The organism is Kingella denitrificans ATCC 33394, assembly GCF_000190695.1.
Taxonomy (GTDB): Bacteria; Pseudomonadota; Gammaproteobacteria; order Burkholderiales; family Neisseriaceae; genus Kingella_A; species Kingella_A denitrificans.
In genome coordinates this window covers 472,059-496,663 of the sequence record NZ_GL870929.1, presented here as the reverse complement: position 1 = coordinate 496,663, position 24,605 = coordinate 472,059, and the positions used below count along the sequence as shown (strand labels likewise).

General features: G+C 55.8%; 19 protein-coding genes, 1 other RNA gene and 1 pseudogene. 13 read left to right on the top strand and 8 right to left on the bottom strand.

What is annotated here, in order from left to right; all coding sequences use genetic code 11:
* Positions 1–4: 4 nt before the first annotated feature.
* From HMPREF9098_RS02390 to HMPREF9098_RS02370, 5 genes are all read right to left on the bottom strand, one after another.
* The gene (locus HMPREF9098_RS02390; RefSeq protein WP_003781634.1) at positions 5–709 is read right to left on the bottom strand and encodes a succinate dehydrogenase iron-sulfur subunit; all 705 of its coding nucleotides are present in this window, start codon (positions 707–709) and stop codon (positions 5–7) included.
* Between the two features lie 69 nt (positions 710–778).
* Positions 779–2,539, bottom strand: a complete 1,761-nt coding sequence (gene sdhA, locus HMPREF9098_RS02385) for a succinate dehydrogenase flavoprotein subunit (protein WP_003781633.1) — start codon at positions 2,537–2,539, stop codon at positions 779–781.
* Between the two features lie 6 nt (positions 2,540–2,545).
* Complete coding sequence (sdhD, locus tag HMPREF9098_RS02380; protein WP_040564196.1) at positions 2,546–2,893, bottom strand: succinate dehydrogenase, hydrophobic membrane anchor protein; 348 nt, start codon at positions 2,891–2,893, stop codon at positions 2,546–2,548.
* Positions 2,887–3,270: a succinate dehydrogenase, cytochrome b556 subunit gene (sdhC, locus tag HMPREF9098_RS02375; RefSeq protein ID WP_003781630.1), complete on the bottom strand. Its 384-nt coding sequence runs from the start codon at positions 3,268–3,270 to the stop codon at positions 2,887–2,889. The genes sdhD and sdhC overlap by 7 nt, the downstream gene beginning before the upstream one ends.
* 399 nt (positions 3,271–3,669) lie before the next feature.
* Positions 3,670–4,185 carry a cytochrome b gene (locus HMPREF9098_RS02370; protein WP_003781628.1) on the bottom strand — a complete coding sequence of 172 codons (516 nt, stop codon included), beginning with the start codon at positions 4,183–4,185 and terminating at the stop codon, positions 3,670–3,672.
* 182 nt (positions 4,186–4,367) lie between these two features.
* On the opposite strand from HMPREF9098_RS02370, the gene ffs reads away from it, so the two are divergent.
* From ffs to pseG, 4 genes are all read left to right on the top strand, one after another.
* Positions 4,368–4,464, top strand: an RNA gene (ffs, locus tag HMPREF9098_RS11320) — signal recognition particle sRNA small type.
* 230 nt (positions 4,465–4,694) lie between these two features.
* Complete coding sequence (locus tag HMPREF9098_RS02365; protein WP_003781626.1) at positions 4,695–6,038, top strand: DUF3482 domain-containing protein; 1,344 nt, start codon at positions 4,695–4,697, stop codon at positions 6,036–6,038.
* Between the two features lie 116 nt (positions 6,039–6,154).
* A complete protein-coding gene (locus HMPREF9098_RS11135) occupies positions 6,155–6,511 on the top strand; it encodes a PepSY domain-containing protein (protein ID WP_050781220.1) in 357 nt (118 codons plus the stop codon).
* A gap of 148 nt (positions 6,512–6,659) precedes the next feature.
* Complete coding sequence (pseG, locus tag HMPREF9098_RS02355) at positions 6,660–8,249, top strand: UDP-2,4-diacetamido-2,4,6-trideoxy-beta-L-altropyranose hydrolase (RefSeq protein WP_003781624.1); 1,590 nt, start codon at positions 6,660–6,662, stop codon at positions 8,247–8,249.
* Positions 8,250–8,396: 147 nt separating this feature from the next.
* On the opposite strand, the gene HMPREF9098_RS02350 is transcribed toward pseG, so the two are convergent.
* The 3 genes from HMPREF9098_RS02350 to HMPREF9098_RS02340 all read right to left on the bottom strand — a co-directional run bounded on the left by HMPREF9098_RS02350 (position 8,397) and on the right by HMPREF9098_RS02340 (position 14,344).
* Positions 8,397–9,011, bottom strand: coding sequence for a DUF2238 domain-containing protein (locus HMPREF9098_RS02350; protein ID WP_040564195.1), 615 nt, complete (start codon positions 9,009–9,011; stop codon positions 8,397–8,399).
* Between the two features lie 101 nt (positions 9,012–9,112).
* Positions 9,113–9,649 (bottom strand): OmpA family protein, encoded by a 537-nt coding sequence (locus tag HMPREF9098_RS02345; protein WP_003781620.1) that lies wholly within the window; start codon positions 9,647–9,649, stop codon positions 9,113–9,115.
* A gap of 54 nt (positions 9,650–9,703) precedes the next feature.
* Positions 9,704–14,344: an autotransporter outer membrane beta-barrel domain-containing protein gene (locus tag HMPREF9098_RS02340; RefSeq protein WP_040564194.1), complete on the bottom strand. Its 4,641-nt coding sequence runs from the start codon at positions 14,342–14,344 to the stop codon at positions 9,704–9,706.
* Between the two features lie 506 nt (positions 14,345–14,850).
* On the opposite strand from HMPREF9098_RS02340, the gene msrAB reads away from it, so the two are divergent.
* The 9 genes and pseudogenes from msrAB (at position 14,851) to HMPREF9098_RS02300 (ending at position 24,520) form a co-directional block, all read left to right on the top strand.
* The gene (gene msrAB / locus HMPREF9098_RS02335) at positions 14,851–16,425 is read left to right on the top strand and encodes a bifunctional peptide-methionine (S)-S-oxide reductase MsrA/peptide-methionine (R)-S-oxide reductase MsrB (RefSeq protein WP_003781612.1); all 1,575 of its coding nucleotides are present in this window, start codon (positions 14,851–14,853) and stop codon (positions 16,423–16,425) included.
* Positions 16,426–16,470: 45 nt separating this feature from the next.
* Entirely contained in the window at positions 16,471–17,529 is a 1,059-nt protein-coding gene (locus HMPREF9098_RS02330; RefSeq protein ID WP_040564193.1) for an HlyD family secretion protein, read from the top strand.
* Between the two features lie 91 nt (positions 17,530–17,620).
* A complete protein-coding gene (locus tag HMPREF9098_RS02325; RefSeq protein WP_003781608.1) occupies positions 17,621–18,373 on the top strand; it encodes a nuclease-related domain-containing protein in 753 nt (250 codons plus the stop codon).
* A gap of 94 nt (positions 18,374–18,467) precedes the next feature.
* On the top strand, positions 18,468–20,009 hold the full coding sequence (locus HMPREF9098_RS02320; RefSeq protein ID WP_003781607.1) for an ATP-binding cassette domain-containing protein: 1,542 nt from the start codon (positions 18,468–18,470) through the stop codon (positions 20,007–20,009).
* A gap of 53 nt (positions 20,010–20,062) precedes the next feature.
* The gene (locus HMPREF9098_RS02315; RefSeq protein WP_003781606.1) at positions 20,063–20,452 is read left to right on the top strand and encodes a hypothetical protein; all 390 of its coding nucleotides are present in this window, start codon (positions 20,063–20,065) and stop codon (positions 20,450–20,452) included.
* Between the two features lie 79 nt (positions 20,453–20,531).
* A pseudogene (locus tag HMPREF9098_RS02310) lies at positions 20,532–21,674 on the top strand (ABC transporter permease); the annotation flags it as partial.
* A gap of 72 nt (positions 21,675–21,746) precedes the next feature.
* On the top strand, positions 21,747–22,859 hold the full coding sequence (locus tag HMPREF9098_RS02305) for an ABC transporter permease (RefSeq protein WP_040564615.1): 1,113 nt from the start codon (positions 21,747–21,749) through the stop codon (positions 22,857–22,859).
* Between the two features lie 43 nt (positions 22,860–22,902).
* The gene (locus HMPREF9098_RS12180; protein ID WP_257004551.1) at positions 22,903–23,028 is read left to right on the top strand and encodes a hypothetical protein; all 126 of its coding nucleotides are present in this window, start codon (positions 22,903–22,905) and stop codon (positions 23,026–23,028) included.
* Between the two features lie 37 nt (positions 23,029–23,065).
* Positions 23,066–24,520 (top strand): efflux transporter outer membrane subunit, encoded by a 1,455-nt coding sequence (locus HMPREF9098_RS02300; RefSeq protein WP_040564192.1) that lies wholly within the window; start codon positions 23,066–23,068, stop codon positions 24,518–24,520.
* The last annotated feature ends 85 nt before the right edge of the window (positions 24,521–24,605 follow it).

The window sequence follows — 24,605 nt, the reverse complement described above, 5'->3', positions numbered from 1 at the left end:
ATCATCAAACCATACGCTCCAAGATGATTTCTTTGATTTTGCCGATGGCGCGCGTGGGGTTCAGGTGTTTCGGACACGCGTCCACACAGTTCATGATGGTGTGGCAGCGGAACAGGCGGTATGGGTCGTTCAGGTTGTCCAAACGCTCGTTGGTGATGGTGTCGCGGCTGTCGGCGATGAAGCGGTAGGCATTGAGCAGGCCGGACGGGCCGACGAATTTGTCAGGATTCCACCAGAACGACGGGCAGGAAGTAGAGCAGCAGGCACACAAAATACATTCGTACAGGCCGTCCAATTCCGCGCGCTCTTCTTGTGTTTGCAAGCGTTCGCGCTCGGGGGCGGGTGTGTCGTTCACCACATAGGGTTTGATGGAGTGGTATTGTTTGAAAAATTGCGTCATATCGACAATCAAATCGCGAATCACGGGCAGGCCGGGCAGCGGGCGCAAGACAATGGGCTGTTGCAGGCTGCGGATGTCGGTCAGGCAGGCCAAGCCGTTTTTGCCGTTGATGTTCATGCCGTCAGAACCGCAAATGCCTTCGCGGCAGGAGCGGCGGAAGGAAAGCGTGTCGTCTTGCGCTTTGAGTTTCATGATGGCGTCGAGCAGTTTTACATCGGACGGCTGGATTTCCAGTTCGTAATCTTGCATGTACGGCTTGGCATCTTTGTCGGGATTGTAGCGGTACACTTGTAGGCGGATTTTTTCCATGTTGGGTGTTCCTATATGGTTGTGTATGCAGCCTGCATGGGTGCAGGCTGCTTTCTGCGTGTTTTTGTTTTAGTAAACGCGTTTGGCCGGCGGAATATAATCCACAGTCAATGGTTTGGTGTGGACAGGTTTGTATTCCAGATGGTTGTCGGCAGAATAAAACAGCGTGTGTTTCATCCAATTCACATCGTCGCGGTCCGGATGGTCGTCCGAGGCATGTGCGCCGCGGCTTTCTTTGCGCGCTTCGGCTGAAATAATGGTTGCCTTCGCCACTTCCATCAGGTTGTCCAATTCCAACGCTTCGATACGCGCGGTGTTCCACACCATGCTTTTATCGCCGATTTGGGTGTTTTTGGAGCGTTCGACCAAAGCCAATACTTTTTCCACGCCTTCTTTCAGGATGGCATCTGTGCGGAATACGCCCGCATGCGATTGGATGGTGCGTTGCAGTTCGCCGCGCAGCGCATCGACGTTTTCGCCGCCGGTTTGATTGTTCAGGCGGTCAAGGCGCTGTTTGGTGAATTCGCCCGCATTTTCCGGCAAGGGTTTCAGTTCGGTTTCGGCAATGTATTTAATCATGCTGTCGCCGGCCGATTTGCCGAATACCACCAAGTCCAGCAGGGAGTTGGTGCCCAAACGGTTTGCACCGTGCACGGAAGCGCACGCGCATTCGCCTGCGGCATACAGACCGTTGACGACGGCTTCCGGATTGCCGTCTTTCGGCACAACCACTTCGCCCAAGTAGTTCGTAGGGATGCCGCCCATCATGTAGTGTGTGGTGGGGACGACGGGAATCGGGTCTTTAATCGGGTCGATGCCGGCAAACTGAATGGAAATCTCGCGGATGCCCGGCAGTTTGCTCATAATCTTTTCGGCGCCGATGTGGTCGATTTTCAGCAAAACGTGGTCTTTGTTCGGACCGCAGCCGCGGCCTTCGTAAATCTCCATCGCCATGGCGCGGGAAACCACGTCGCGCGAAGCCAAATCTTTCACGGTCGGAGCATAGCGTTCCATAAAGCGTTCGCCCTGTGCGTTCAACAGGATGCCGCCTTCGCCGCGCACGCCTTCGGTAATCAGCACGCCTGCGCCTGCCACGCCGGTCGGGTGGAATTGCCAGAATTCCATGTCTTCCAACGGAATGCCGGCACGCGCGCAAATGCCCAAACCGTCGCCGGTGTTCATAAAGGCATTGGTGGAGGAGGCGTAAATACGGCCTGCGCCGCCGGTGGCAAACAAAACGGCTTTGGCGTGGAAAATGTACACTTCGCCGGTTTCCATTTCCATGGCGGTAACGCCGACCACGTCGCCATCTTCGTTGCGAATCAAATCCAACGCAGTCCATTCAACGAAAAATTGAGTGTTGGCGCGGACGTTTTGTTGATAAAGCGTGTGCAGCATGGCGTGACCGGTACGGTCGGCAACGGCACAGGCACGCTCCACGGCGCGTTTGCCGTGTTCTGCCGTGTGGCCGCCGAACGGGCGTTGGTAAATTTTGCCGCTTTCCACGCGGTCGAACGGCATACCCATGTGCTCCAATTCAACTACGGCTTCAACGGCGTTGCTGGTCATGAATTCGATGGCGTCTTGGTCGCCCAGCCAGTCCGAACCTTTCACGGTGTCGTACATATGCCATTCCCAGTTGTCGTCCTGCACGTTGCCCAGCGATGCGGAGATGCCGCCTTGCGCCGCTACGGTATGCGAACGGGTGGGGAATACTTTGGATAATACGGCGGTGTTGACGCCGGCTTTGGATAATTGCAAGGCCGCACGCAAGCCTGCGCCGCCCGCGCCGACGACTACGGCATCGAATTTACGGATAGGATAAGTCATAGTGGATTAGCCCCAGATAGCAAAGAATGAGTAGATGGTGCAGCCGACCAGCCAAGTGACGGTGGCGCATTGCAGGAATAAGCGCAGATAGAAGGGCTTGATGTAGTCCATCCACAAATCGCGTACGCCGACCCATGCGTGTAAAAACAGTGCAAGGAAGGTAACCTGGGTAAAGACTTTCACCCATACTTTGCCGAAGAATGCCTGCCATTCGGTGTAATCGTCCGCGCCGATGAGGCCGAGCAGGAAGAAGAAAAAGAATACAGTATAAAGCAACATGATAACGGCGGTGGCCCGTTGCATTGCCCAATCGCGCACGCCGTAATGTGCGCCTGCCAGTTTACGTTTTACCATAATGCAATCCCCAGGATAAATGCTGTTGCAGGTGCGCCGTACAGAACCCATTTGGCGGTTTTGCGTGCAGGCTGCAATTCCACGCCGATATGTGCGTCAATCAGCAAAAAGCGGATGCCGGCGAACAAATGGTGGATGAACAGCCACAATACGCCGATTAAAATCAGCTTCATGAACCAGTTGTCGGCCCAGGCTTTGTATTCGGCAAACGCCTGGCCGCTGCTTAAAGAGCCTGCCAGCAACGACAGTAATACAGGCAGCAGCAGGAACAGCATCACGCCGGAAGCGCGGTGCAGGATAGACACGATGCCGGGAATGGGCAGGTGTCTGATAATGGTCGGCATATCCAGATATACAGGTCTTTTTTTTGTCTGCATTACCAGTTCCTCTTGTCAATCAAATAAACTCAAAACTCAAAAAAGCGCAGGTTAAGCCCAAAACGCCCTTAACCTACACAAGCAATAATTTACCGCGTTTATCACTTTTTGAACAGTCTTATTTGCAGGATATTTTATGTAATTTAGCAACATAATTCGGTTTTCCGGCTTCTGACGGGCTGTTTGTATCGGATTGGAGCGTGAATCGGGCAAATAAACATTGATATCGGTCAAAAAATGCGGAGGACATTACGCGATTTTTAAGTGGTTATGATTGGTGTAGTCTGTGTTTTGTTAAAAATAGTTAAACATAAATGCCTCTGTGATTTTATTTCAAAAAAACAGCCTGCACTGGGTTTTCCAAAGTGCAGGCTGCTTTTGGCGTGTTGGACACGGGGTTTAGCGGCGCGGGCCGATCATGCGGTTGATGATTTTTTCGCCACGCAGCTGGTGGATAACGGCCATGACGATGTGTCCGGCCGCCAGGAAGAACAGCAAAAAGGCCAGTTTGCCGTGCGCCGCGTTGCCCAAGTTCACCATCCATTCGATTTTTTCGGGCGAGCCGGTCATCACTTCGATGCCGAATACGTTAAGCGGGCCGCGGGCTGCGCCGTATTGGCGGATGAGGCCGATGAAGGGCACGGCAATCATCAGCAGGTACAGGGCGGCGTGCCCCAGTTTGACAACGGGCGCGCTGAGCGGGCGGCGGGACGCATTAATGGCAGACCAAACCACGCGCAGCACAATCAGCACGGCCAAGATGGTGCCGACCGATTTGTGGTAGCCCATCAGGCTGAAATAATCTTCGTTGATGTTCCACATGATGGCGGTGAACAGCATGAAGGCGAAGGCGGCGGCCATGAGCCAGTGCAGCAGGCGGGAAATGGTGCCGTAATATTGAGGGGTGTCTTGCATAAGTGTTCCTTAGTGGTTATGTGTTTGATTCAAGCGGCGCATTATAAGGGAAATTTTGCGCGGCGGCGTGCCGTTTGGCTTTTTTGCGCGAAAAAACTGTTTTGCTTTTCAGGAAAACACGGCGGGCAATCAATAAAAGGCTTGCTAATTTTCAGGCGCTTGCTATAATGGACCACTTCAACGGCGGGTCGCCTTGCATGGTGATTTTCAGCAACGGGTCAGGGACGGGAGTCAGCAGCCCACTGGAAAAAGTCAGTGCCAAGGGTTCGGCTCGCCTCCTTATTCAATCCCGTTGCTTCGGCAGCGGGGTTTTTGTTTGTGCAGGCTGCTTTCGGATGGGAAAAAGCAGCCTGCACTTTATAAACCTTTTTGTTTTCGCTACAATTTTGCGGTTTTGAAGAAGGCAATCGGGTGCAGGCTGCTTTTTAGGGCGTGCGGCGGCCGTCAAGTGGGTATGGCGGCGCAACGCCATGAGACCTTTGAATAATGATGAATGATATTTTGGAAAGATGATGCAGACATTATCGCTGGCGGTGGTGGGGCATACCAACACGGGCAAAACTTCGTTAATGCGCACGTTGCTGCGCGACAGCCGCTTCGGCGAAGTGAAAAATGCGGCGGCGACCACGCGCCATGTCGAGCAGGCTGCTTTGGGCGACGGCGTGGAAACGTGGCTGTATCTGCACGATACGCCGGGCTTGGAAGATGCGGGCGGCGTGCTGGATTGGCTGGAGGAAAACACTTCGCCGCAGCACGAGGGCATTGAGCGGCTGCAACAGTTTTTGGACAGCCCGGCCGCGCAAAACGAATGGGCGCAGGAGGCGAAGGTGCTGCGGCAGGTGTTGGCCAGCGATGCGGCTTTGTATGTGGTGGACGCGCGCGAAGACGTGTTGCCCAAATATAAAGACGAATTGATGGTGTTGTCGTGGTGCGCGAAGCCGGTGATGCCGGTGTTTAATTTTATCCACGGGCAGAACATGGACGAATGGCAGACGCTTTTGGCGCGCCGCAGCCTGCATGTCAGCAGCCGCTTCGATACCGTGGCGTTTGATTTCTCGGGTGAAATGGTGTTGTGGCAGCAGCTGGCCACGTTGCTCGGCCAGCCGCCGGCATTGTCGGCGCTCACGGCGTTCCGGCAGCAGGAATGGCGGCAGTTGGAACGGCAGGCGTATGTGTTGGTGGCGCAGTTTTTGGTGGACGCGGCCGCCTGCGTGCGCCAGTTTGAAGACAAAAGCCGTTCGCAGGCGGTGCTGGAAGAAATGCAGGCGGCCGTGGCGGCGCACGAAAGCAGCCTGCACCAGCAACTCTTCGCGCTGTACCGGTTTTATTATTCGGACGCGGACATTCAAGGGCAACAAGTGTTGTGCGCCTTCCGCCAAAACCCGTTCGATGCCGAGCTGCTGAAAGATTACGGCATCCGCACGGGCAAGGCGGCGGCAACGGGCGCATTGCTGGGCTTGGGTGTGGACGCGCTCACGCTGGGCACATCGCTCGGACTGGGTGCGACCATCGGCGGCGTGCTGGGCGGCTTGGCGGGCAACTGGCAGGTGCTGTACGACAAAATACAGGGCATTGAAACGCTGATGATTGACAATGCCACGCTCACTTTGCTGGCGGCACGCAGCCTGCATTTGCTGCAAACGCTCAAATCGCGCGGACATGCCGCCACCAATTCCGTGGTGTTGCAGGACAAGGTTGCCTTGCCGTGGAAGGCGGATTCATTGCCCAAAGTGTTGCAGCAGGCGCGGTTGCAGCCGAAATGGTCGGCGCTCAATCCGTCGTACGAACCGCAGTCGCGCAAACGGCAGGAAGCCGTGGAAGCGTTGGCGGCGCATTTGGCGGGGCAGGAATAGGTGCAGGCTGCTTTTCGGGCAAAACCTTACGCCTGTTTACACAATATTAACGGTTTTTGGTGCGGGGCAAAGCTACAATCCCCATTCCCCTTCCAACACAAACACGGAGTCAATCCATGAGAAAAAGCATTATTGCAACGCTGGTTTTGTCGTTGTCGGTGGCCGTAGTGCCTGCCCATGCGAAGGGCGGCTACATTGGCGGGCAGCGCGCGGCGGCCATTGCCAAGGCCAAAGTGGGCGGCGGTAAAATCGATGATGTCGATTTGGAACACAGCCGCCGTTACGGCGCGTATTACGACGTGGATGTGGACAACTGCCGCGGCGAATACGAAGTGCGCGTGCAGGCAACCACCGGCCGCGTGCTTTCGGTGCGCCGCACGGGCGACAGCGACGATTGCCACCGCCCTTCGCGCCGCGGCCATCGTTCCGGCCATTATCACGATTATGATGATGACGACCATGACGACGATTGATGTGCAGGCTGCTTTTTTTGCAGCGGCCGTATAGCCAATCAGATACAATCCGCGTATTGCCGATGGTGCGATACGCGGTTTTTTGCGGCCGCCCCATCGTGCGGTGTGAACAGGAACCGGTATTCGGTATCGGCATTAAGGAAGGGCTATGGAATTTTTGATTCGTGCGGACGCATCGGTACACATCGGCAGCGGGCATGTGATGCGCTGCATAACGCTGGCGCACGCGCTGCAACGGCGGGGGCACCGCAGCACGTTCGTCATGCGCGCGCACGACGGGCATTTGGCGGATTTCGTGCGTGTGCAGGGATTCGATTGCGTGCTGCTGCCGCATCATCCGGACGCGGCGCAAGAAGCGGCGGGCGAACCGCGTTTGGCACACAGCGCATGGCTCGGCTGCACGCAGGCGCAGGACGTGGCCGACTGTTTGCCGCACATCCGCGCCCTGTCGCCCGATTGGATTATTTGCGACCATTACGCGCTGTCCGATATTTGGCAGCGGCAGGCGCGTGCCGTGTGCGGCAGCAACATCATGGTGTTGGACGATTTGCACGACCGCACGCACGATGCCGATGTGCTGCTCGACCAAAACTACGGCCACACCGCCGCCGATTATGCAGGCTGCCTGCCACCGGATTGCTATGTGCTGGCCGGCACGCAATACGCCTTGTTGCGCGAAGAATTTGCCCGATGGCGCGCCGCCGCATTGAACAAGCCGCAGAAAAGTGCAGGCTGCCTGCAAAACGTGTTGGTGAACCTGGGCGGCGTGGACAAAGACAACCACACGCTCGCACTGTTACAGCGGCTGGCGGAAAGCAGCCTGCACCCTTGGGTGGTGACCGTGGTGATGGGCAACACCGCGCCGCACACCGACAGCATCCGCGCCTTCGCGCAACACGCGCCGTTTGATTGCCGCGTGCTGGTGGGCGCGTCCAATATGGCCGAACTGATGGCGCAAGCCGATTGGGCGGTGGGCGCGGCGGGCGGTACTTCGTGGGAACGCTGCGCCTTGGGTTTGCCGACGCTGCTGCTGGTCATTGCCGACAATCAGCGCAGCATTGCCGAACAGCTGCAAGCGGCAGGCGCGGCACGGTTTTTGCCGATAGAACGGCTGCACGGAGACGAATGGCGGCAGGCGCTCGACTGGTTCGGGCAGCCTGCACACCGCGCGCAGATGGCGGAAAAGGCCGCCGCCTTGTGCGACGGATTGGGCGCGGCCCGCGTGGCGGATTATTTGTCTGCCTATCCGAATGCAGGCTGCATCGCCCCCGCTGCCGCCGAAGACTGCCGTCTCTTATACGAATGGCGCAACCATGCCGACATCCGCCGCTTCATGTTCAACCCGCAGCCCTTGGTGTGGGCGGAACACGCCGCATGGTTCGCGCGGCAGTTGGACAATCCCGATTTCAAAATGCTGGTGTACCGCGAAAACGGCCGCCCCAAAGGCTACGTCAGCTTCAAAAAGCAGCCTGCACCTGCTGACACATGGGAATGGGGCTTCTATGCCGCACCGGATGCCGAACGCGGCACCGGCTCGCGCATGGGGCGGCAGGCGCTGGCATGGGCGTTTGAACATTTGGGCGCGCGGCAGGTGGTCGGACGCGTATTGCCGCATAATGCCGCCAGCCTGAAAATGCACGAAAAACTGGGCTTTGTGCGGCAGGCGAGGCAGGGCGGTTCTATTGAGTTTGTGCTGCCAAAGGTGCAGGCTGCCGACTGTGCGGAATCCCAAAGTTAAGCTTGGTTTCCCGTGTGAAGTCCCATCATCCGCCACCAATCATCGCCTGCGCCTTGCAATAATACCACGCATCTCCATTGGAAAAGCAGCCTGCACTCAGCATTTCAAAGTGCAGGCTGCTTTGTATTATCTCTATCCCTGAAACGTTCAGCGTTCGCCCAAACGCTTGTCGGGGCGAACCATCAGGAATAGCAGCAGCGACGTGGCCGAGCCCAACGTATCGGCCAGCATATCTTTTTGCGCGTCCCACACGTCGCCTTGCGAGCCGAGGAATTCCACGCCCGCATCGCCGCCTTCAATCACGGCATACTGCCATTCGATAATCTCATAGGCCGCTGCCACGCTCATAATGAAAAATAGCCCAAAAAACAAGGCAATGCCCAAGGTCGCCTTGCGTTTGCGCAACAGCCATTCCGCCATCGGATAGGCGTAAAAACCGATGATGTAATGCCCGACGCGGTCGAAATGGTTGCGCCCTTCGCCCAAGAGCGGCGAGAGCAATCGGTTGCCCCAGTCGAACGGCACGGCGGCAAAGGTGTATTTCGCGCCGACGGTGTGCATGAACAGCCACAGGCTCATCAGCACATAGGCGGTGTTGCTGAATTTGAAGCGCGGATAAGTGAGGAGCAGCGCGGTGAATACGATGAGCAGCGGCGTGGCTTCCGCCCACCAAACGGCACGGTCGGCAGGGGCGATGCCGGCCCATAGGGAGAGGGCGATGAAAATGAGGGCGAGGACGAGGGGGATGAGGTGTTTTTGCATGATGTGATGAAGTGTGTTGAGTGCGTTGCAGGCTGCTTTTTGAGTGTCAATAAAAAGCCCTTGGCTTAAGCAAAAGCAAGCCAAGGGATTTGAGCGCGCGATTATTGCGCAACAGGGGCTGTGCCAGTGATTTCCACCACCACGCGGCGGTCAGGTTGCAGGCAGGCTTTCAAAGCTGCTGTTGCACGGGTGCCGTGGCAGTCGGTGGTTACCGGTTGCGTTTCACCAGCGCTGCGGGTGCTGATGGGGTCTTGCACGCCTTTTTCCTGCAAGTAGGCTTTCACGGTTTCTGCGCGTTTCAAGCCCAAGTTGTAGTTGTATTGCTCGCTGCCCAAGCGGTCGGTATGGCCCACCAGGGCAATGCTGTCGATTTGCGCTTGGCGGCTGACCAGACGGGCGGCCAGTTCGTCCAACGTTGCGCGGCCTTGCGGCAGCAGGTCTTTCACAGACGAGCGGTTGAATTGGAACAAGGCATCGGCGGCCAGATTGATACGTTCGACTTGCGGTGCGGGAGGAGTTGCAACCACAACGGGAGCGGCAGGTTCTTCAGGCGCGCACCATCTGTGAATGTAGTCTTTTGCCAATGCGGGAGTGCTTAAGCAAGCTGCCAAGGCAGCAAATAAAAATGTTTTTTTCATTGATGTTTTCCTTTGGGCAGGCTGCCCTAAATCAGGCAGCCTGCACGGTGGGGGTTATTTCCAAGTGTATTTGAAGCCGACTGTGCCACGGTAACCGTCGCGTTTTGCACCGCCCAGGTTACGTTCGTAGCGCGCATCGCCGTACAGGTAGGCATTTTTGCCCAGCGGCAGTTGCGCACCCAAGCCCAGTTCGCCCCACGTAGTGTTGCGTTTCTCGCTGACGGAGTCCGCACCGATGTGGATGTTGCGCGGCTTGATGAAATCATTCCACACATTGGCAACGGCATAGAACGTGTTGGTGCGCAGGTTGCTGTTTGGCGCATTGTAGGCCAAACGTGCACCCAAGCGGCCACGCAGGCCGTGTTGGCCGTTTTGTTCTACTTGGCGGATACCGTCGTTGAAGTTTTTCAGGCCGACGTATTGGTACATCAACTGAGCTTGCGGCTCAATCATCCAACCGCCCTCGTTTTCGGCGCGCTCGCCCAAGGCAAACGGACGACCAACTTCGGCAGACAGGCCTGCACCCCAACCGTTTTGTTTCACGGAAACGGAATCACGGGCTTTATAGTTGTTGCGCAGCCAGCTTACTTGGCCGACCAAATCCAGATAGCTGCCGTTTTGTGCGTAGTAAGTGTTGCTCACGCCCAAAGATACGGCATCGGTTTTGCCTTCGCCGGTGAATTTGTCGTCCACCACAACGCCGCCGACAGCACGGTAACGGTCGAAGAAGTCGGTTGTGGCACGAGTATATGCTGCAAACACGCCGGTCAGGTTATGACCACCTTTGTCGTTACGGCGGATGGCAAAGTCATGACCGATTTGTACGCCAGCCATTTTGGTTTCAAAGTTGAAACGCTCTTTGCCGTCACTGTTCAGACGGCGACCCAGCAGGCGTGCCCAAGTTTGGCCTTTGGCCTGGTCGCCGCAGGTTGCACACTCATCCCAAGCCATGATTTGGTTTTCGCCACGGCGTTCATGCAATGTAGCAGACAACGTGTTGTAACCGATTTCTTGGTTCACTTGCGGCATCAGTATGTAGGCTGATGCAACAGGCGCAAAAATGTAGTGGCCTGCCGGTACCGGAGTTGGTGCCGGAGTTGGTGCCGGAGTTGGTGCCGGAGTTGGTGCCGGAGTTGGTGCCGGAGTTGGTGCCGGAGTTGGTGCCGGAGTTGGTGCCGGAGTTGGTGCCGGAGTTGGTGCCGGAGTTGGTGCCGGTGCAGGTGTCGGTGTAGCATACAGCGTCCATGCGTACACGTTTTTACCGCCTGCAGTGCTCTTCAATACCAATTGGGCTTGGCCGGCATTGGTAGTATCGGCAGTACCTGTAAAGATGGCATTGCCATCCGGTTGACCAACTTGCTGACCTGCAGCATTGGCTGCAGGCTGCTCTACAGTCACCACATCAGAGGAGAACTGTTGCGCAGTGGTTTTCGTGATGTTGCCGATAATGCCGTTTGGCGTGCTGACAACAGTTTTACCGCTGGCCGTACCTTTAATAATCAGGTGGTCGGAGTCTTTATCCGCATCGCTGTTCCACAGGGTATTGACAACCAATTTACCGTTGTTGCCGGTATAATTGCCGTTTACGGTAATGTTTTTGTAGTTGCCAGCCGCAGGTGTTGTCGGTGCAGTAAAGGCTACAGTACCGGCATTGTTCAAGGTCGTAACAGTCGAGTTACCGTTGTTGTTCCAAGTGGCATTGTTCAGGCTGACATTGGAAGTGCCAGCTGCAACAGCCATTGTGCCGTTCAATACTGCGCCGTTTTCAGCTTTCAGCGTGTTGACACCGGCAACGGAATTGAACACATTGTTGGTACCACTGACTGTGCCGCCGTTCACTGTAATATTGTTGGTGCCGCCGTTGGCCAGAAGGGCAGTGCCGTTGGCTTTTACTGTTGCACCGTTCAGTGTGGCAGTACCATTATCAAGGGTACGTACGGCAACGCTGTTGCTACCGTTCAGTTGCAGGCTGCCTGCATATTCCACCGTACCGCTATTTTGTGCGGTATAGCCGATTACGCTGGCTGCATTGGTTGTCGTATTCAGTTCGGACACCAATTTGGTTTTGTTGTTCGGCGAGCTGCCGGCAACTGTTTGGTTGTTTAAGCCGTGGTTTTTACCGTCTGCGGTACCAATAGTCGCACCAGTAGCAGAATCGGCGATATTGGCAGTACCTTTCAGGCTGGCCGTTGCACCACCGGATACCAAGGCAACACTAGAACCGTTGCCGGTCAGGTTGTAAGTACCGTTATTTACATTGATGGCAGAAGCTTTACCTGATGCATCAGCACCATCGCTGGCCAAAATCACAGCATCTTTGCCGGATGCAGTCACATTGAGGTCAGTCGCATTAACCGTACCGCCGGCATCCGCACGGAACATGGTGGAGTTCTCGGTAGTGATGTCGTTACTATTGGTCAAAGCGGCAACATTGGCAACTGCATTACCACCGTTGATGTGGTAGGCAATTTGGTTTTTCGCATTGGTGGAATTGTCGAATACGGTTTTCATACCCGCATTGACATCCATTGTTGAATTGCCGCGTGCGTGGGCGCCGATGACGTTGTCACCTTTCAAGGTCAATGTACCGTCTGCAACAACATCTGCTTTACCGGTACCTTTACCTTCCGCATAGATACCATAGTTACGAGTCACTTGGTTGGTAGATGCTTCTTCTACGGTAATTTTGCTGGTGGCGGTATTGGTGATTTTGGCTGTGCGTCCTGCTTCTGCCACAACATTTTCACCGACACCATTAGTGCCATTTACGTTGATTGTGCCGGCATTGGTAATTTCTGCATTATCGGAATTTTGTGCTTGAATACCAATATTTTGTTTCGGCTGGCTGCCTGCAGGCATCGTGGCATTACCGGATACATTGATAACGCTTGTCGTGCCCAAGTTAACTTTAGTCGATGCATTGCCATTTCTGACGCGGACAGCAGTTGCACCTTGGGTTTCCTTACCAATAGTAATTGTACCGTTGTTTTCTAAAACGGCATTGTTACCATTGACGAGGATACCTACTTGGTCAGAAGTGTTACCCAGCAGGGTTGTTGGCGCATTTTTGTCGTATTGCGCCGTACGGCCGATGAAAATTTCACTGCCTGATTCAGTCGTGAACGTACCGTTATTTTCTACGCGTACACCGTGTACAGCATTGTCGGGTGCTTTGTTGACAGCCACGTTGATAATGCCGCCCGCTTGGTTTACGGCGGTTGCATTATTGTTTACACGGATACCGTAGTTGGTAAAGTTCAAGTTAGGGTAGGTGAAGCCAGAAACGTTAATGATACCGCTATTTTTGAATACACCGCTGTTGGTTGCATTAACCGTTGTCGCTTCGACATACGAATCGTTTTTCTTGGCTTGTGCATTTTTGCTGGTATCGAAATTATCGGAGGCATAATAACCGCCAGAAATCACACCATGATTTTCAGCTGTACTGCCTGCTCCGCGTACGGTCAGGCTGTTGAAGGCGCCTGATAAGTTCGCACCTTCTTCGATAATGGCCTTGCCGCCTTCTTCAGCCAGCATGCCGCCGCCCATGTTTTGGGCTGTGCGGTGGTCGATTTGTCCGCCGTTTTTCAATGTGGCGGTTGACCCGTTGCCTTTCGCAGCCAAAACCCAAACCTCTCCGACAGGCAGTTGGGAATCTGCTGTTGGAGTAATCGGGTTGGCTTGATCAAATGTATAGTCTTTTCTGCGTGCGGCTTCATTAAACCAACGGTCATAAGCGGCTTGTTGCGTTTCCCCAGGATTAGCAAAACCGGCAGTACCAATGGCTGGTTTCAAAATATTGTTATTGTAATCAATGAGGTCTTGTACTGTATTTAGTCTGTATGTGTTGCCCATGAAAGTGACGGTTTTAGGCTCAAATAATGACTGGGTAATCCTTAATCGGTCAGAGGCAATGACACCTTGGTTAAAACGGATTCGGTTTTTGGATGTCCATTCTGCCGATGCGCCGTTTTCAGCTTGCACCAAACGGGAGTCTTTTACGGAAAGCAGCATGGCTGTACGGTTGGTGGCAACGGATTCATCCACCATTGTTGCATTAGCATCGCCCAATGACGCGATGATTTTGCTGCCGTTACCTGTGGCTGTACCCAAACGCATATCGACATAGACATCGTTGCCGGTAGTAACAACGCCTTCAATATCCAGCGCAGACTGTCCAAGAATATTGTTATATACGTTTACAGTTTGGTTACTGCCGCTGATAGGATCCCTAACGGTGCGTGTTTCACCTTTTTGGTTAGGATTCAGGCGCTCAAGCTCACCCAATTGGCGCAGAATGTCGGGGTCGGTAAACAGGTTGCGCAGTGTACCGGTTCTAAATGGGCGGTCATTGTTGGGGCCGTTGTCGAAACTCGTAATATTATTGATGTCGGGAGTAGTTAGCGTAACGGTGTCGCCGTTATCTACCACTGCTTGTCCAACTTTGCGGTCATTAACGGTAGCCGTGTAAACGCCCATGTCGCAGCTTCCGCCGCTAGTGACTGTGCTACCGTCACCGCAAGTAGAGGCTTGCGCCGGCAGGGAGGCCAAACTTGCGCCCACAACGGCGGCAGAAGCCAGCAGTTTGCCGGTGCTTGCACGTGAAGATTTTTTGCGGCCGCGTTTATCCAGTTCGGAGCACACCACCCAAGTGCCGTGCTCTTCCGAGTATACAACGTTATAAATTTTGTTCATTGATTGCTCCAATTGTGACATGTGTCGAAATAGTAAAAATTTGCAAGAAAATTTTGTGAGAATGCCAAAGTTTTCTGCAAATAAAATAACCTCAAATTTTATCATGAATTGCTGAATTTTGAAATTTTATGGACGTGTTTCATAAAAATTATTCATGATGATTTAAAAAATTATTTATTAAGAATGGAATTTTAATCGCTTAATAAAACGTTGCCCTTGCCAGTTGTTTTTTATGATGTGATGTTAAAATATATATTTTATACAATAATTTATATAAAATTCTCATGAGCCTATATTTTTGTCTAGGGTGCAGGCTGCTTTTGGCTTGCAGGAATGCATGAGCAATAGATAAAAAAACAACAAAACGGAGATTGAGGCGATAAAAAAGCAGCCTGCACCTTAATAGCCGCATTTAATTGCCCATTTTCAACCCGTCGCGCAATAACAATAATAGGCATATAATCCAAACGTCATTCTGATAAACATCTACGAGGAGCATCATCAAAATGAAATCAAAAAAAATCTTGCCGCGTATCGGCGGCGTGTTGTTGGGCGCGGCTTGCGGCGGACTTTTGCTGACGCTGGGATTGCCGTCTTTCAAAAGTGCGCAGGCGGAAACAGTGGCGGCACAAATCGGCAAACTGCATGGTGCGGACAACCGGCCGGCTGCCGAGCGTCTGCACGGCGGCAAACCCACGTTGGTGAAATTTTGGGCGAGCTGGTGTCCGTTATGCCTGTCCGAACTTGGCCGCACGGAGCAATGGGCGCAGGACAAGCGATTCCAGTCGGCCAATCTGATTACCATCGCTTCGCCGGGCTATCTGCATGAAAAACCGGAAGCCGAGTTCCGCCAATGGTTTGCCGGCACGGAATATCGGAATCTGCCGGTTTATACCGATGCGGGCGGCCAAATTGCCAAAAGTTTGAATATCGCCGTTTATCCGTCTTGGGCGCTGCTGGGCAAAGACGGTAATGTCGAGCGCATTGTGAAAGGCAGTCTGAACGAGGCACAGGCACTGGCGCTGCTGCAAAATCCGAATGCCGATTTAGGCAGCCTGCAAACACCGTTTTACCGACCCACTGCCAATAAGGACACTTCCACCATGAACCTGCGAACCATTTATCTTGCCGGCGGTTGCTTCTGGGGCTTAGAAGCCTATTTCCAACGTATTGACGGTGTTGCCGATGCCGTTTCAGGCTATGCCAACGGCAAAACCGCGCATCCGAGCTACGAAGAAGTGATACAGGGCAGCGGCCACGCCGAAACGGTGAAAGTGACCTACGACGCCGACAAATTAAGCTTGAACGACATCCTGCAATATTATTTCCGCGTGGTGGACCCGACCAGCCTGAACCAACAAGGCAACGACAGGGGCGAGCAATACCGTAGCGGCGTGTATTACACCGACCCGGCCGAAAAAGCCGTGGTCGCGGAAGCCATTGCGCGCGAGCAGCAAAAATACAGCCGCCCGATTGTGGTGGAAAACCGCCCGTTGGACAATTTTTATGAAGCGGAAGAGTATCATCAGGACTATTTGATTAAAAATCCGAACGGCTACTGCCACATCGACATCCGCAAGGCAGACGAACCGCTGCCGGGAAAAACACCCGCCACACCGCAAAAAGGTTTCGATGCCGCCACTTGGCGCAAACCGAGCGATGCGGAATTGCGCCGCACTCTAACGCGCGAGCAATACGAAGTCACCCAAAACGCCGCCACGGAATACGCGTTCAGCCACGAATACGACCATCTGTTCCAACCGGGTTTGTATGTGGATATCGTCAGCGGCGAGCCCTTGTTTTCTTCCGCCGACAAATTTCAATCGGGCTGCGGCTGGCCGAGCTTCACCAAGCCGATAACGCCGCAATCCGTCACCGAGCATGAAGACAACAGCTACAATATGAAACGCACCGAAGTCCGCAGCCGCGCCGCCAATTCGCATTTGGGGCATGTGTTCCCCGACGGGCCGCAAGACCGCGGCGGCCTGCGTTACTGCATTAACGGCGCCAGCCTGAAATTCATCCCGTTGGCGCAAATGGATGCCGCAGGTTATGGCGAATGGAAAGACAAGGTGCGCTAAAAAGCAGCCTGCACCCCAATAGTGATGGATATGGAAGGACGAATCATGAAAAAACTCCTGCTTCCCGCCGCCGTGATTGCCGCATTGGCCGCCGGTGCCGCCACCTATTTCCGCCACCAGAACGGTAACACGCTGCCTGACAATATCGCCGTATCCAACGGGCGCTTGGAGTTAGAGCGCTACGATGTGGCCAGCCTGTATGCCGGCCGCGTGCAGAACGTGCTGGTGGACGAGGGCAGCGAAGTGAAGGCGGGCGACGTGCTGGCCGAATTGTCGTCCGACATTGCTTCGGGCAAGGTGGAAGAGGCGATGGCGGGCGAATCGGCGGCGCGTGAAACCGTATTGCGCGCGCAGGCTGCCGTGCGTCAGGCGCAGGAAGCCGTGGCGCGTGCCGATGCGCAGATTGCCGCGCAGCAACAGCAGCAGAAAGTGGCGCAGATGGAATTGGACAACGCAGGCAGGCTGCAAAGCGAAGATTTGGTGTCGCCCGCCGAAACCCAGCGGCGGCGTTCGCAACGGGACGGTGCGGCGGCAGCGGTGAAAGCGGCGCAGGCGGCGAAATCGGAGGCGCTGGCCATGGTGCGGCAGGCACAGGCCGGTGTGGCGGAAGCGCAAGCGGGCGTGGCGGCACGTCAGGCGCAGGTGAAAACCGCCGAATCCGCCCAAAGCGACATGAAAATCACCAGCCCGAAAGACGGCCGCGTGGAATACCGCATTGCCGAAACGGGCAGCGTGATTGCCGCAGGCAGCAAGGTCATCAGCCTGATTGACCCGTCCGATGCCAGCATGAACATCTTCCTGCCCAACGCGCAGGCGGCCGTGCTGAAAGTGGGTGACGAAGCGCGGATTGTGCTGGACGGGCTGGATGCCGTGTTCCCCGCCAAAATCAGCTTCATCGCCACCAATGCGCAGTTCACGCCCAAAGCGGTGGAAACCGCCAACGAACGCGCCAAGCTCATGTTTAAAGTGAAGCTGAAAATCCCCGCCGACATCGCCCTGAAATACAACCGCCTGCTCAAAGGCGGCATGACCGGCAACGGCTACGTCCGCACCAATGCGCAAAGCGGCTGGCCGGCGGAGCTGGCGGTGAAGCTGCCGCAGTGAATTGAAAAGGGTGCAGGCTGCTTTTGGGCTTCGGCAAATGGGGTTTCAGGCAGCCTGCACATACCGCGCATCCCATTAAAGCTGCTTCCAAATGGAAAAACTCGCATACGCCCTGGTCTTCATTGCCCTAATATTTGCCGTGCTCAACATCCTGACGAATCAGGACAAGGACGAGCCGTCGCCGAGAACAGCGCGCAGGAAAAAGCCGCGCCCAGTCGAACCGCGCCCCGCCGAGCCACCAGCCGAAACGGGCGGCATCAACACCAACAGCAAAAGCATGGCAGAGAAAAAGGGCGATGTGGGCGAGCAGATTGTCAAAGTTGCCGTGTTGAGCAAGTTGGACGCCGCGCAATACCGCCATTTTTCCAATCTGATTATCCCCGCGCCCAACGGCACGACGCAGATTGACAATATTGTCGTTTCTCCTTTCGGCGTGTTCGTTATCGAGGCCAAATATTTTCAGGGCTGGATTTTCGGCGGCGCAAAACAGGAAAAATGGACACACACCTTGTCGCGTTTTGAAAAATACGCCTTTCCCAATCCCATCCGCCAAAATTACGGGCATATCAAAGCCTTGGCGCGGCTTTTAAGGCAGCCTGAAAGCCGTTTCCATTCCGTTGTCGTGTTTACGCACCGCAACTGCCAACTGAAAACCGAATTGCCTGCCAATGTGTGCTTGCAGCATAATTTCATTGAATATATACAGGGCTTTACCAAAAATATTGTCGATGACGCGGCGCTTGCCCGCATCCATTCCGTTTTGCAGCAGCCCGAATGGCAGGCAACGGAAGACAAGAAAGCCGCGCATGTCGAAAGGCTGAAAGCTATCCAAAGGTTGAATTAGTGCAGGCTGCTTTTGAAGTGCCGATTTTAATCCGCTATAACGTGCAGGCTGCTTTTCCTCCAAATTTCCCATCTTCCAACCGATTCCAAACATTATGAACACCGTCTCCATCCGAAACCTATCCCACCGCTACGGCAAAGTCCGCGCGCTGGACGACGTGTCGCTGGACATTCCAAACGGCGCGGCGGTCGGGCTGATTGGTCCGGACGGCGTGGGCAAATCCACGCTGCTCTCGCTGATGGCGGGCGTGCGCATTATCCAAACGGGCAGTGTGTCCGTGCTGGGCGGCGACATGGCGCAAAAGCGCGTTCGGCGCGAACTGTCGCACCGCATTGCCTATATGCCGCAGGGCTTGGGCAAAAACCTGTATCCCACGCTGACCGTGCGGGAGAACATCGACTTTCACGCGCGGCTGTTCGGGCTTTCCGCCGCCGAACGCAAAACGCGCATTGCACGGCTGCTGGAAGCCACGGGGCTCGCCCCTTTCCCAAACCGTGCCGCGGGGAAACTTTCGGGCGGCATGAAGCAGAAATTGAGCCTGTGCTGCGCGCTGGTGCACAGCCCCGATTTGCTGATTCTGGACGAGCCCACCACCGGCGTGGACCCGCTGTCGCGCCGCCAGTTTTGGAAGCTGGTGGACGATTTGCAGCACGAACACCGCGGCATGACCGTGATTGTCGCCACCGCCTATATTGACGAAGCCGAACAGTTTCCGCACCTGCTGGCGATGGACGACGGGCGGCTGCTCGCCAACGCCCCCACGCGCGAAGTGATGGCGCAGCACGGCGGCAAAACGCTGGAAGAAACCTATATCCGCCTGCTGCCCGAAGAAAAACGCCAAGGCGCGGGCGGCTTGGAAATCACCCCTTTCGTGCCCGACCCCGATTCGCCGCCCGCCATTGAAGCGCACGGGCTCACCAAACGCTTCGGTAGCTTCACCGCCGTGGACCATGTCAGCTTCACCATTCCCAAAGGCGAAATCTTCGGCTTTTTGGGCAGCAACGGCTGCGGCAAATCCACCACCATGAAAATGCTGACCGGCCTTTTGGATGCCACCGAAGGCAGAGCGGAACTCTTGGGGCAGCCCGTGGACGTAGGCGGCATGGCGGTGAAAATGCGCGTGGGCTATATGTCGCAGGCGTTTTCGCTATATGAAGAATTGAGCGTGCGCCAAAATCTGATGCTGCACACCAAGCTCTACCGCATGGGCGGCAAAAGTGCAGAAGCCGTGCAGAACGCCTTGCAGCAGTTTGACTTGGCCGACGTGGCCGACACCGCGCCCGCCGCCCTGCCGCTCGGCATCCGCCAACGCCTGCAACTGGCCGCCGCCTGCCTGCATTCGCCCGAAGTGCTGATTTTGGACGAGCCGACATCGGGCGTGGACCCTGCCGCGCGCGATATGTTCTGGCGCACGCTGTTGCAACTGTCGCGCCGCGACCGCATCACCATTTTCGTGTCCACCCACTTTATGAACGAAGTGGAACGCTGCGACCGAATCAGCCTGATGCACCAAGGCCGCGTGCTGGCCGTCGGCACACCCGCCGAACTGGTTGCCCGCAGCGGGCGGCCGAATATGGAAGAAGCGTTTATCCATTATTTGGAAGAAGACGCGAAAACCGCAGGCGTGGCGGTTTGAAGCGCAGTTGGGCTGGCACAATAGCCTGCATATTTTGAACAGGAAGAGACGACATGACATCTGTACGCAAAAGCAGCCTGCACCGCAGCGAACGGCCGGACGAAGATGTGAAACCGGTCAGCGTGATAACGCGGATAGTGTGGGTTGTGGTAACTGCGCCGTTTACGCTGCTGTCTCTGGTGCTGGCGGTCGGATGCGTCGATATCGTAATGAGAGCGAAATCGGGCATTGATGTACTCGGCGGGCTGTTGGGAATGCTGTTATCGTTGACTGTTGTCCCATCGTTTACCGCCATTGCCTTTTTCCCGTCCAAATGGATACGGAATCCGAGTAGGCGAATGAAATATTGGTATCGCGGCTGGCTCTATGGCGGGTTGGTTTGCCTTTTTGTGCTTCCACTGGTTTATCCGTTTATTGAGCGGCTGATTTCCTTTTTCTTGTAGCCGAAACAAATGCAGGCTGCTTTCGGCGCACCATCAAAAGCAGCCTGCACATCACAACAAAGGAGGTCTTATGACGCACGATACGGATTCGTTGAAATATTGGTTCGCCACCGTGCTCACGTTTGCCCGCCGCGAAACCGCCGAACTTCTGCGCGACAAAATCCGCCTGTTTTTCGCCGTGATGGGCCCCATCGTGATTATGGCGGCGGTGTCTTGGGGGATTTCGTTTGACGTGCAGAACCTGAAATACGCCGTGTATGACCGTGACCAATCCGTGCAGAGCCGCGCGTTCACCGAATATTTTTCCGGCTCGCGCTATTTCATCGAGCAGCCGCCCGTTGAGCGCGAAGCCGACATCCGAACCGTGCTGCAAAACGGCACGGCGGTGCTGGTGATTGACATTCCGCCCGGCTTCGGCCGCGCATTGGAACGCCGCGAAAAACCCGAAATCGGCTTTTATATCGACGGCGCCACGCCGTTCAACGCCACCAATATCCGTGGCTATGTGCAAAGCCTAGTGTATGCCTATTCGCTGGACTATATCCGCGCCACCGGCACGCCCGCCGATTTGCGCGCGCCCGCCGAAGTCGTCCCAAGATTTCTGTATAACCAAGATTTCAACAGCATCAATTCGATTTCGCCCGGCGTGCTGATGATGGCGCTGATGATGATTCCCGCCATGATGGCGGCGGTGGGCGTGGTGCGCGAAAAAGAAATCGGCTCGATTGCCAATTTTTACGCATCGCCCGCCAGCGCCGCGCAATACCTGATTGGCAAACAGCTGCCGTATATCGCCGTGGGCGCGGTGAATTTTGCCGTGATGCTGCTGATGATGCTGCTTTGGTTCGACGTGCCGCTGAAAGGCTCGCTGTGGGCATTGTTTCTCGGCACCATGCTGCTGGTGTGGGCTTCGACATCGCTGGGGCTGGTAATTTCCTGCTTCGTGCGCTCGCAGCTGGCCGCCATTTTCGCCACTTCCATCATTTCCATGATTCCCGCCATGAACTATTCGGGCTTCCTGTATCCGCTGTCGTCCATGGAAGGCAGCGGCCGCATCATCGGGCAGATATTTCCGGCGTATTGGTATTTGAACGTTACGCTGGGCACGTTTGCCCGCGGCCTGAACACGCGCGATTTGCTGACCGAATATGCCGCCATTTCGCTGTTCGCCATCGGCGCGACGTTTATAGCGTGCCTGCTACTGAAAAAGCAGGAGAAATAAAGTGCAGGCTGCTTTTTGCCGCTTGAACCGATGAAAAGCAGCCTGCACCCTGAACGAATGGAGCTTCCCATCATGCAGATGCTCAAAAATATCTACTATCTCACGCGCAAAGAATTCCGCAGCGTGTTTTCCGACCCCGTGCTGATTATCCTGATTGCCTATATTTTCACCATGCCGGTGTACGATATGTCGCGGATGTCCACCGATGTGAAACACGCCGCCGTCGCCGTGATCGACCATGACCAATCCGTGCTGTCCTTCCGCATCCGCGACGCGCTGCAAGCACCGTTTTTCCAATCCCCAAAAGCCATCGACCCACACGATACCGATGCGCTGATGAACAGGGGCGAATTTACCTTCGTCATCGAAATCCCGCCGAATTTCCAGCGCGACGTGCAGGCGGGGCGGCATCCGCAAATCCAACTGCTGATTGATGCCACCTCCATGACGCAGGCGGGCTTGGGCTCGTCCTACATCAACCAAATCGCCGGCCGCGAAATCAACGATTTTGCCGGTATCGAGCTGCCCGAAGTTATCAAGCCCGTGGTGCACGCCGAGTTCAATCCGAACACCGAAAGTTCGTGGTTCATGCCCACGTCGCAAATCGGTACGATGGCGTTTCTGCTGCTGATGTTGCTGGCGGGCGCGGCGGTGATTCGGGAGCGCGAACGTGGCACGATTGAGCATTTGCTGGTAATGCCCGTTACCGCGCCCGAGTTGATGATGAGCAAAATTTTGGCCAACGGCGTGGTCATCATGATTTCGGCCATGCTGTCGCTGTGGTTTGTCGTCCACCTGTCCATCGGCGTGCCGCTGAACGGTTCGCTGCTGCTGTATGCCGTCGGGCTGGCGGTGTTTTTGTTCGCCGTGTCGTCGCTGGGCATTATGATTGCCACACTGGCCCCGACCATGGCGCAGTTCGGCATGCTCGTGCTGCCGGTGTATATCGTCATCAACCTGTTTGCCGGCGGTTCGTCGCCGCGCGTCAATATGCCGCAGGTGGCGCAGGACATCAGCGAATATTGGCCGCTGACGCAGTTTATGAAGTTTGCGCAGAACATTTTGTTTCGCGGCGCGGGTTTGGAAATTGTTTGGCCACAAATGCTGGCCATGCTGCTGTTGGGATTGCTGCTGCTGGGCTTGGCGCTCTTGCGTTTCCGCAAAATGCTGGAACAGCAGGGATAAAAAGCAGCCTGCACTTTGGCGCGGCAGAAATCGGGCGGTTTTCATGGCGTTGCGCCGCCATACCCACGCCTTCCGCCCCGCGGTTCGCTGCCCGAACAAACACCGTTTTGCCCGTCCGTTAAGTGCAGGCTGCTTTGAACGCGCTAAAAAAGCAGCCTGCACCCAATAAAATCAATCAGATACCTATTTACCGAAAAGGAAGCCCCATGCGCACTATCCGCCACACCGCCGTGATGACCGCCGCTTTGCTGCTGGCCGCCTGCCAAAGCACCACCGTGCAGACCGAAAGCCGTATCACCCTACCTGCCGCCTTCAGCCAAGCCCAAGCCGCCGGCGAAATACAGAATCTTGCCCGCTGGTGGCAGAATTGGCGCGACCCCGTGTTAAGCGCCCTGATTGAACAAGGCCTGGCGAATGGCTACGACATCCAAATCGCCCAAAGTCGCCTGGCCGAAGCGCGCGCCCAAGCCAATCTTGCCCGCGCCGATTTGGGGCCGACGGTCGGAGCGTCGGGTAAAGCCACGCACAGCCGCAGCAGCGTGGACAATCCGTTGCCCGAACGCGCCCGTGCCGCTTTGTCCGGTCTGCCCGGCGGCGGCAGGCTGGGCGAAGAGCATTTGAACAGCCACGGCAATATGTTCACCGGCGCGCTGTCCGCATCGTGGGAAGCGGATATCTTCGGGCGCAAACGCAGCGATGCCGATGCCGCCAAAGCCGCCGCACTCGGAGTGCAGGAGCAATATTACGGCGCACAAATGCTGCTGGCCGCCGACATTGCCGAGCATTATTTCCAAGCACGCGCCATGCAGGCACAGCAACGCGCCACCGCGCAGGCCATTGCCGCGCTGGAACGGCTGGCGCGTTATGTGGACGGGCGTTTCCGCGCAGGACATGTGACGGCGTATGAAAAAGGCGAAGTGCAAAGCCGCCTTTCGGCCATGCGCGGCAAACAAAGCACCGAACGCGCTCAGGAAGAACGGCACATCCGCGCCATCGCCGTGTTAATCGGACAGCCGCCGCAAACATTCCGTTTGGCCGACAGCACGGCCGACGTATTGGCACATCCGCCTGCCGCACCGCAGGGCGAAACGCCGCAAAGCATGATTGAGCGCCGCCCCGACCTGCGCGCGCGTGCCGCCCAAATACAGGCGCGTGCGGCACAGGTGGCCAGCGCCAAAGCCGATTTGCTGCCGCGTTTCAGCATCAACTTTTTGGGACAGGGCGGCCGCATCGAATTGAGCGGCGACGAATCGCTGAAAGGCTGGTCGAACCTGTTCAGCGTGGGCATTTCGGTGCCGCTGTTCACCAACGGCCGCATCCGCGCCAATATTGCCGCCGCCGATGCGCGCCTGCAAACCGCGTTGCTGGAATATGACCGCGCGCTGCTGCAAGCCTTGGCCGATACCGACAACGCCTATCAATTCCAAGCGGCTTTGGCACGGCAAAACGCCTTGTTGCAGGCGGCGCAGCGTCAAACTGCCAAGCAGGCGGAAGACGCGCAAAAACTCTTCCGTTATGGCAACAAAACGCTGGACAACGCCCTGACCGCTCAGATTGCCGATGCGCAGGCGCAAGAACAACTCACCCAATCGCGGCTGGCCCGCGCGCAGGCATTGGTCGGCCTGTATAAGGCGCTGGGCGGCGGCTGGACGGCGGAATAGCGCAGCAAGAACGGATGCGAAAAGCAGCCTGCACACCCGACACCAAGGTGCAGACTGCTTTTGTATTGTCCGAAACATCCTGAGA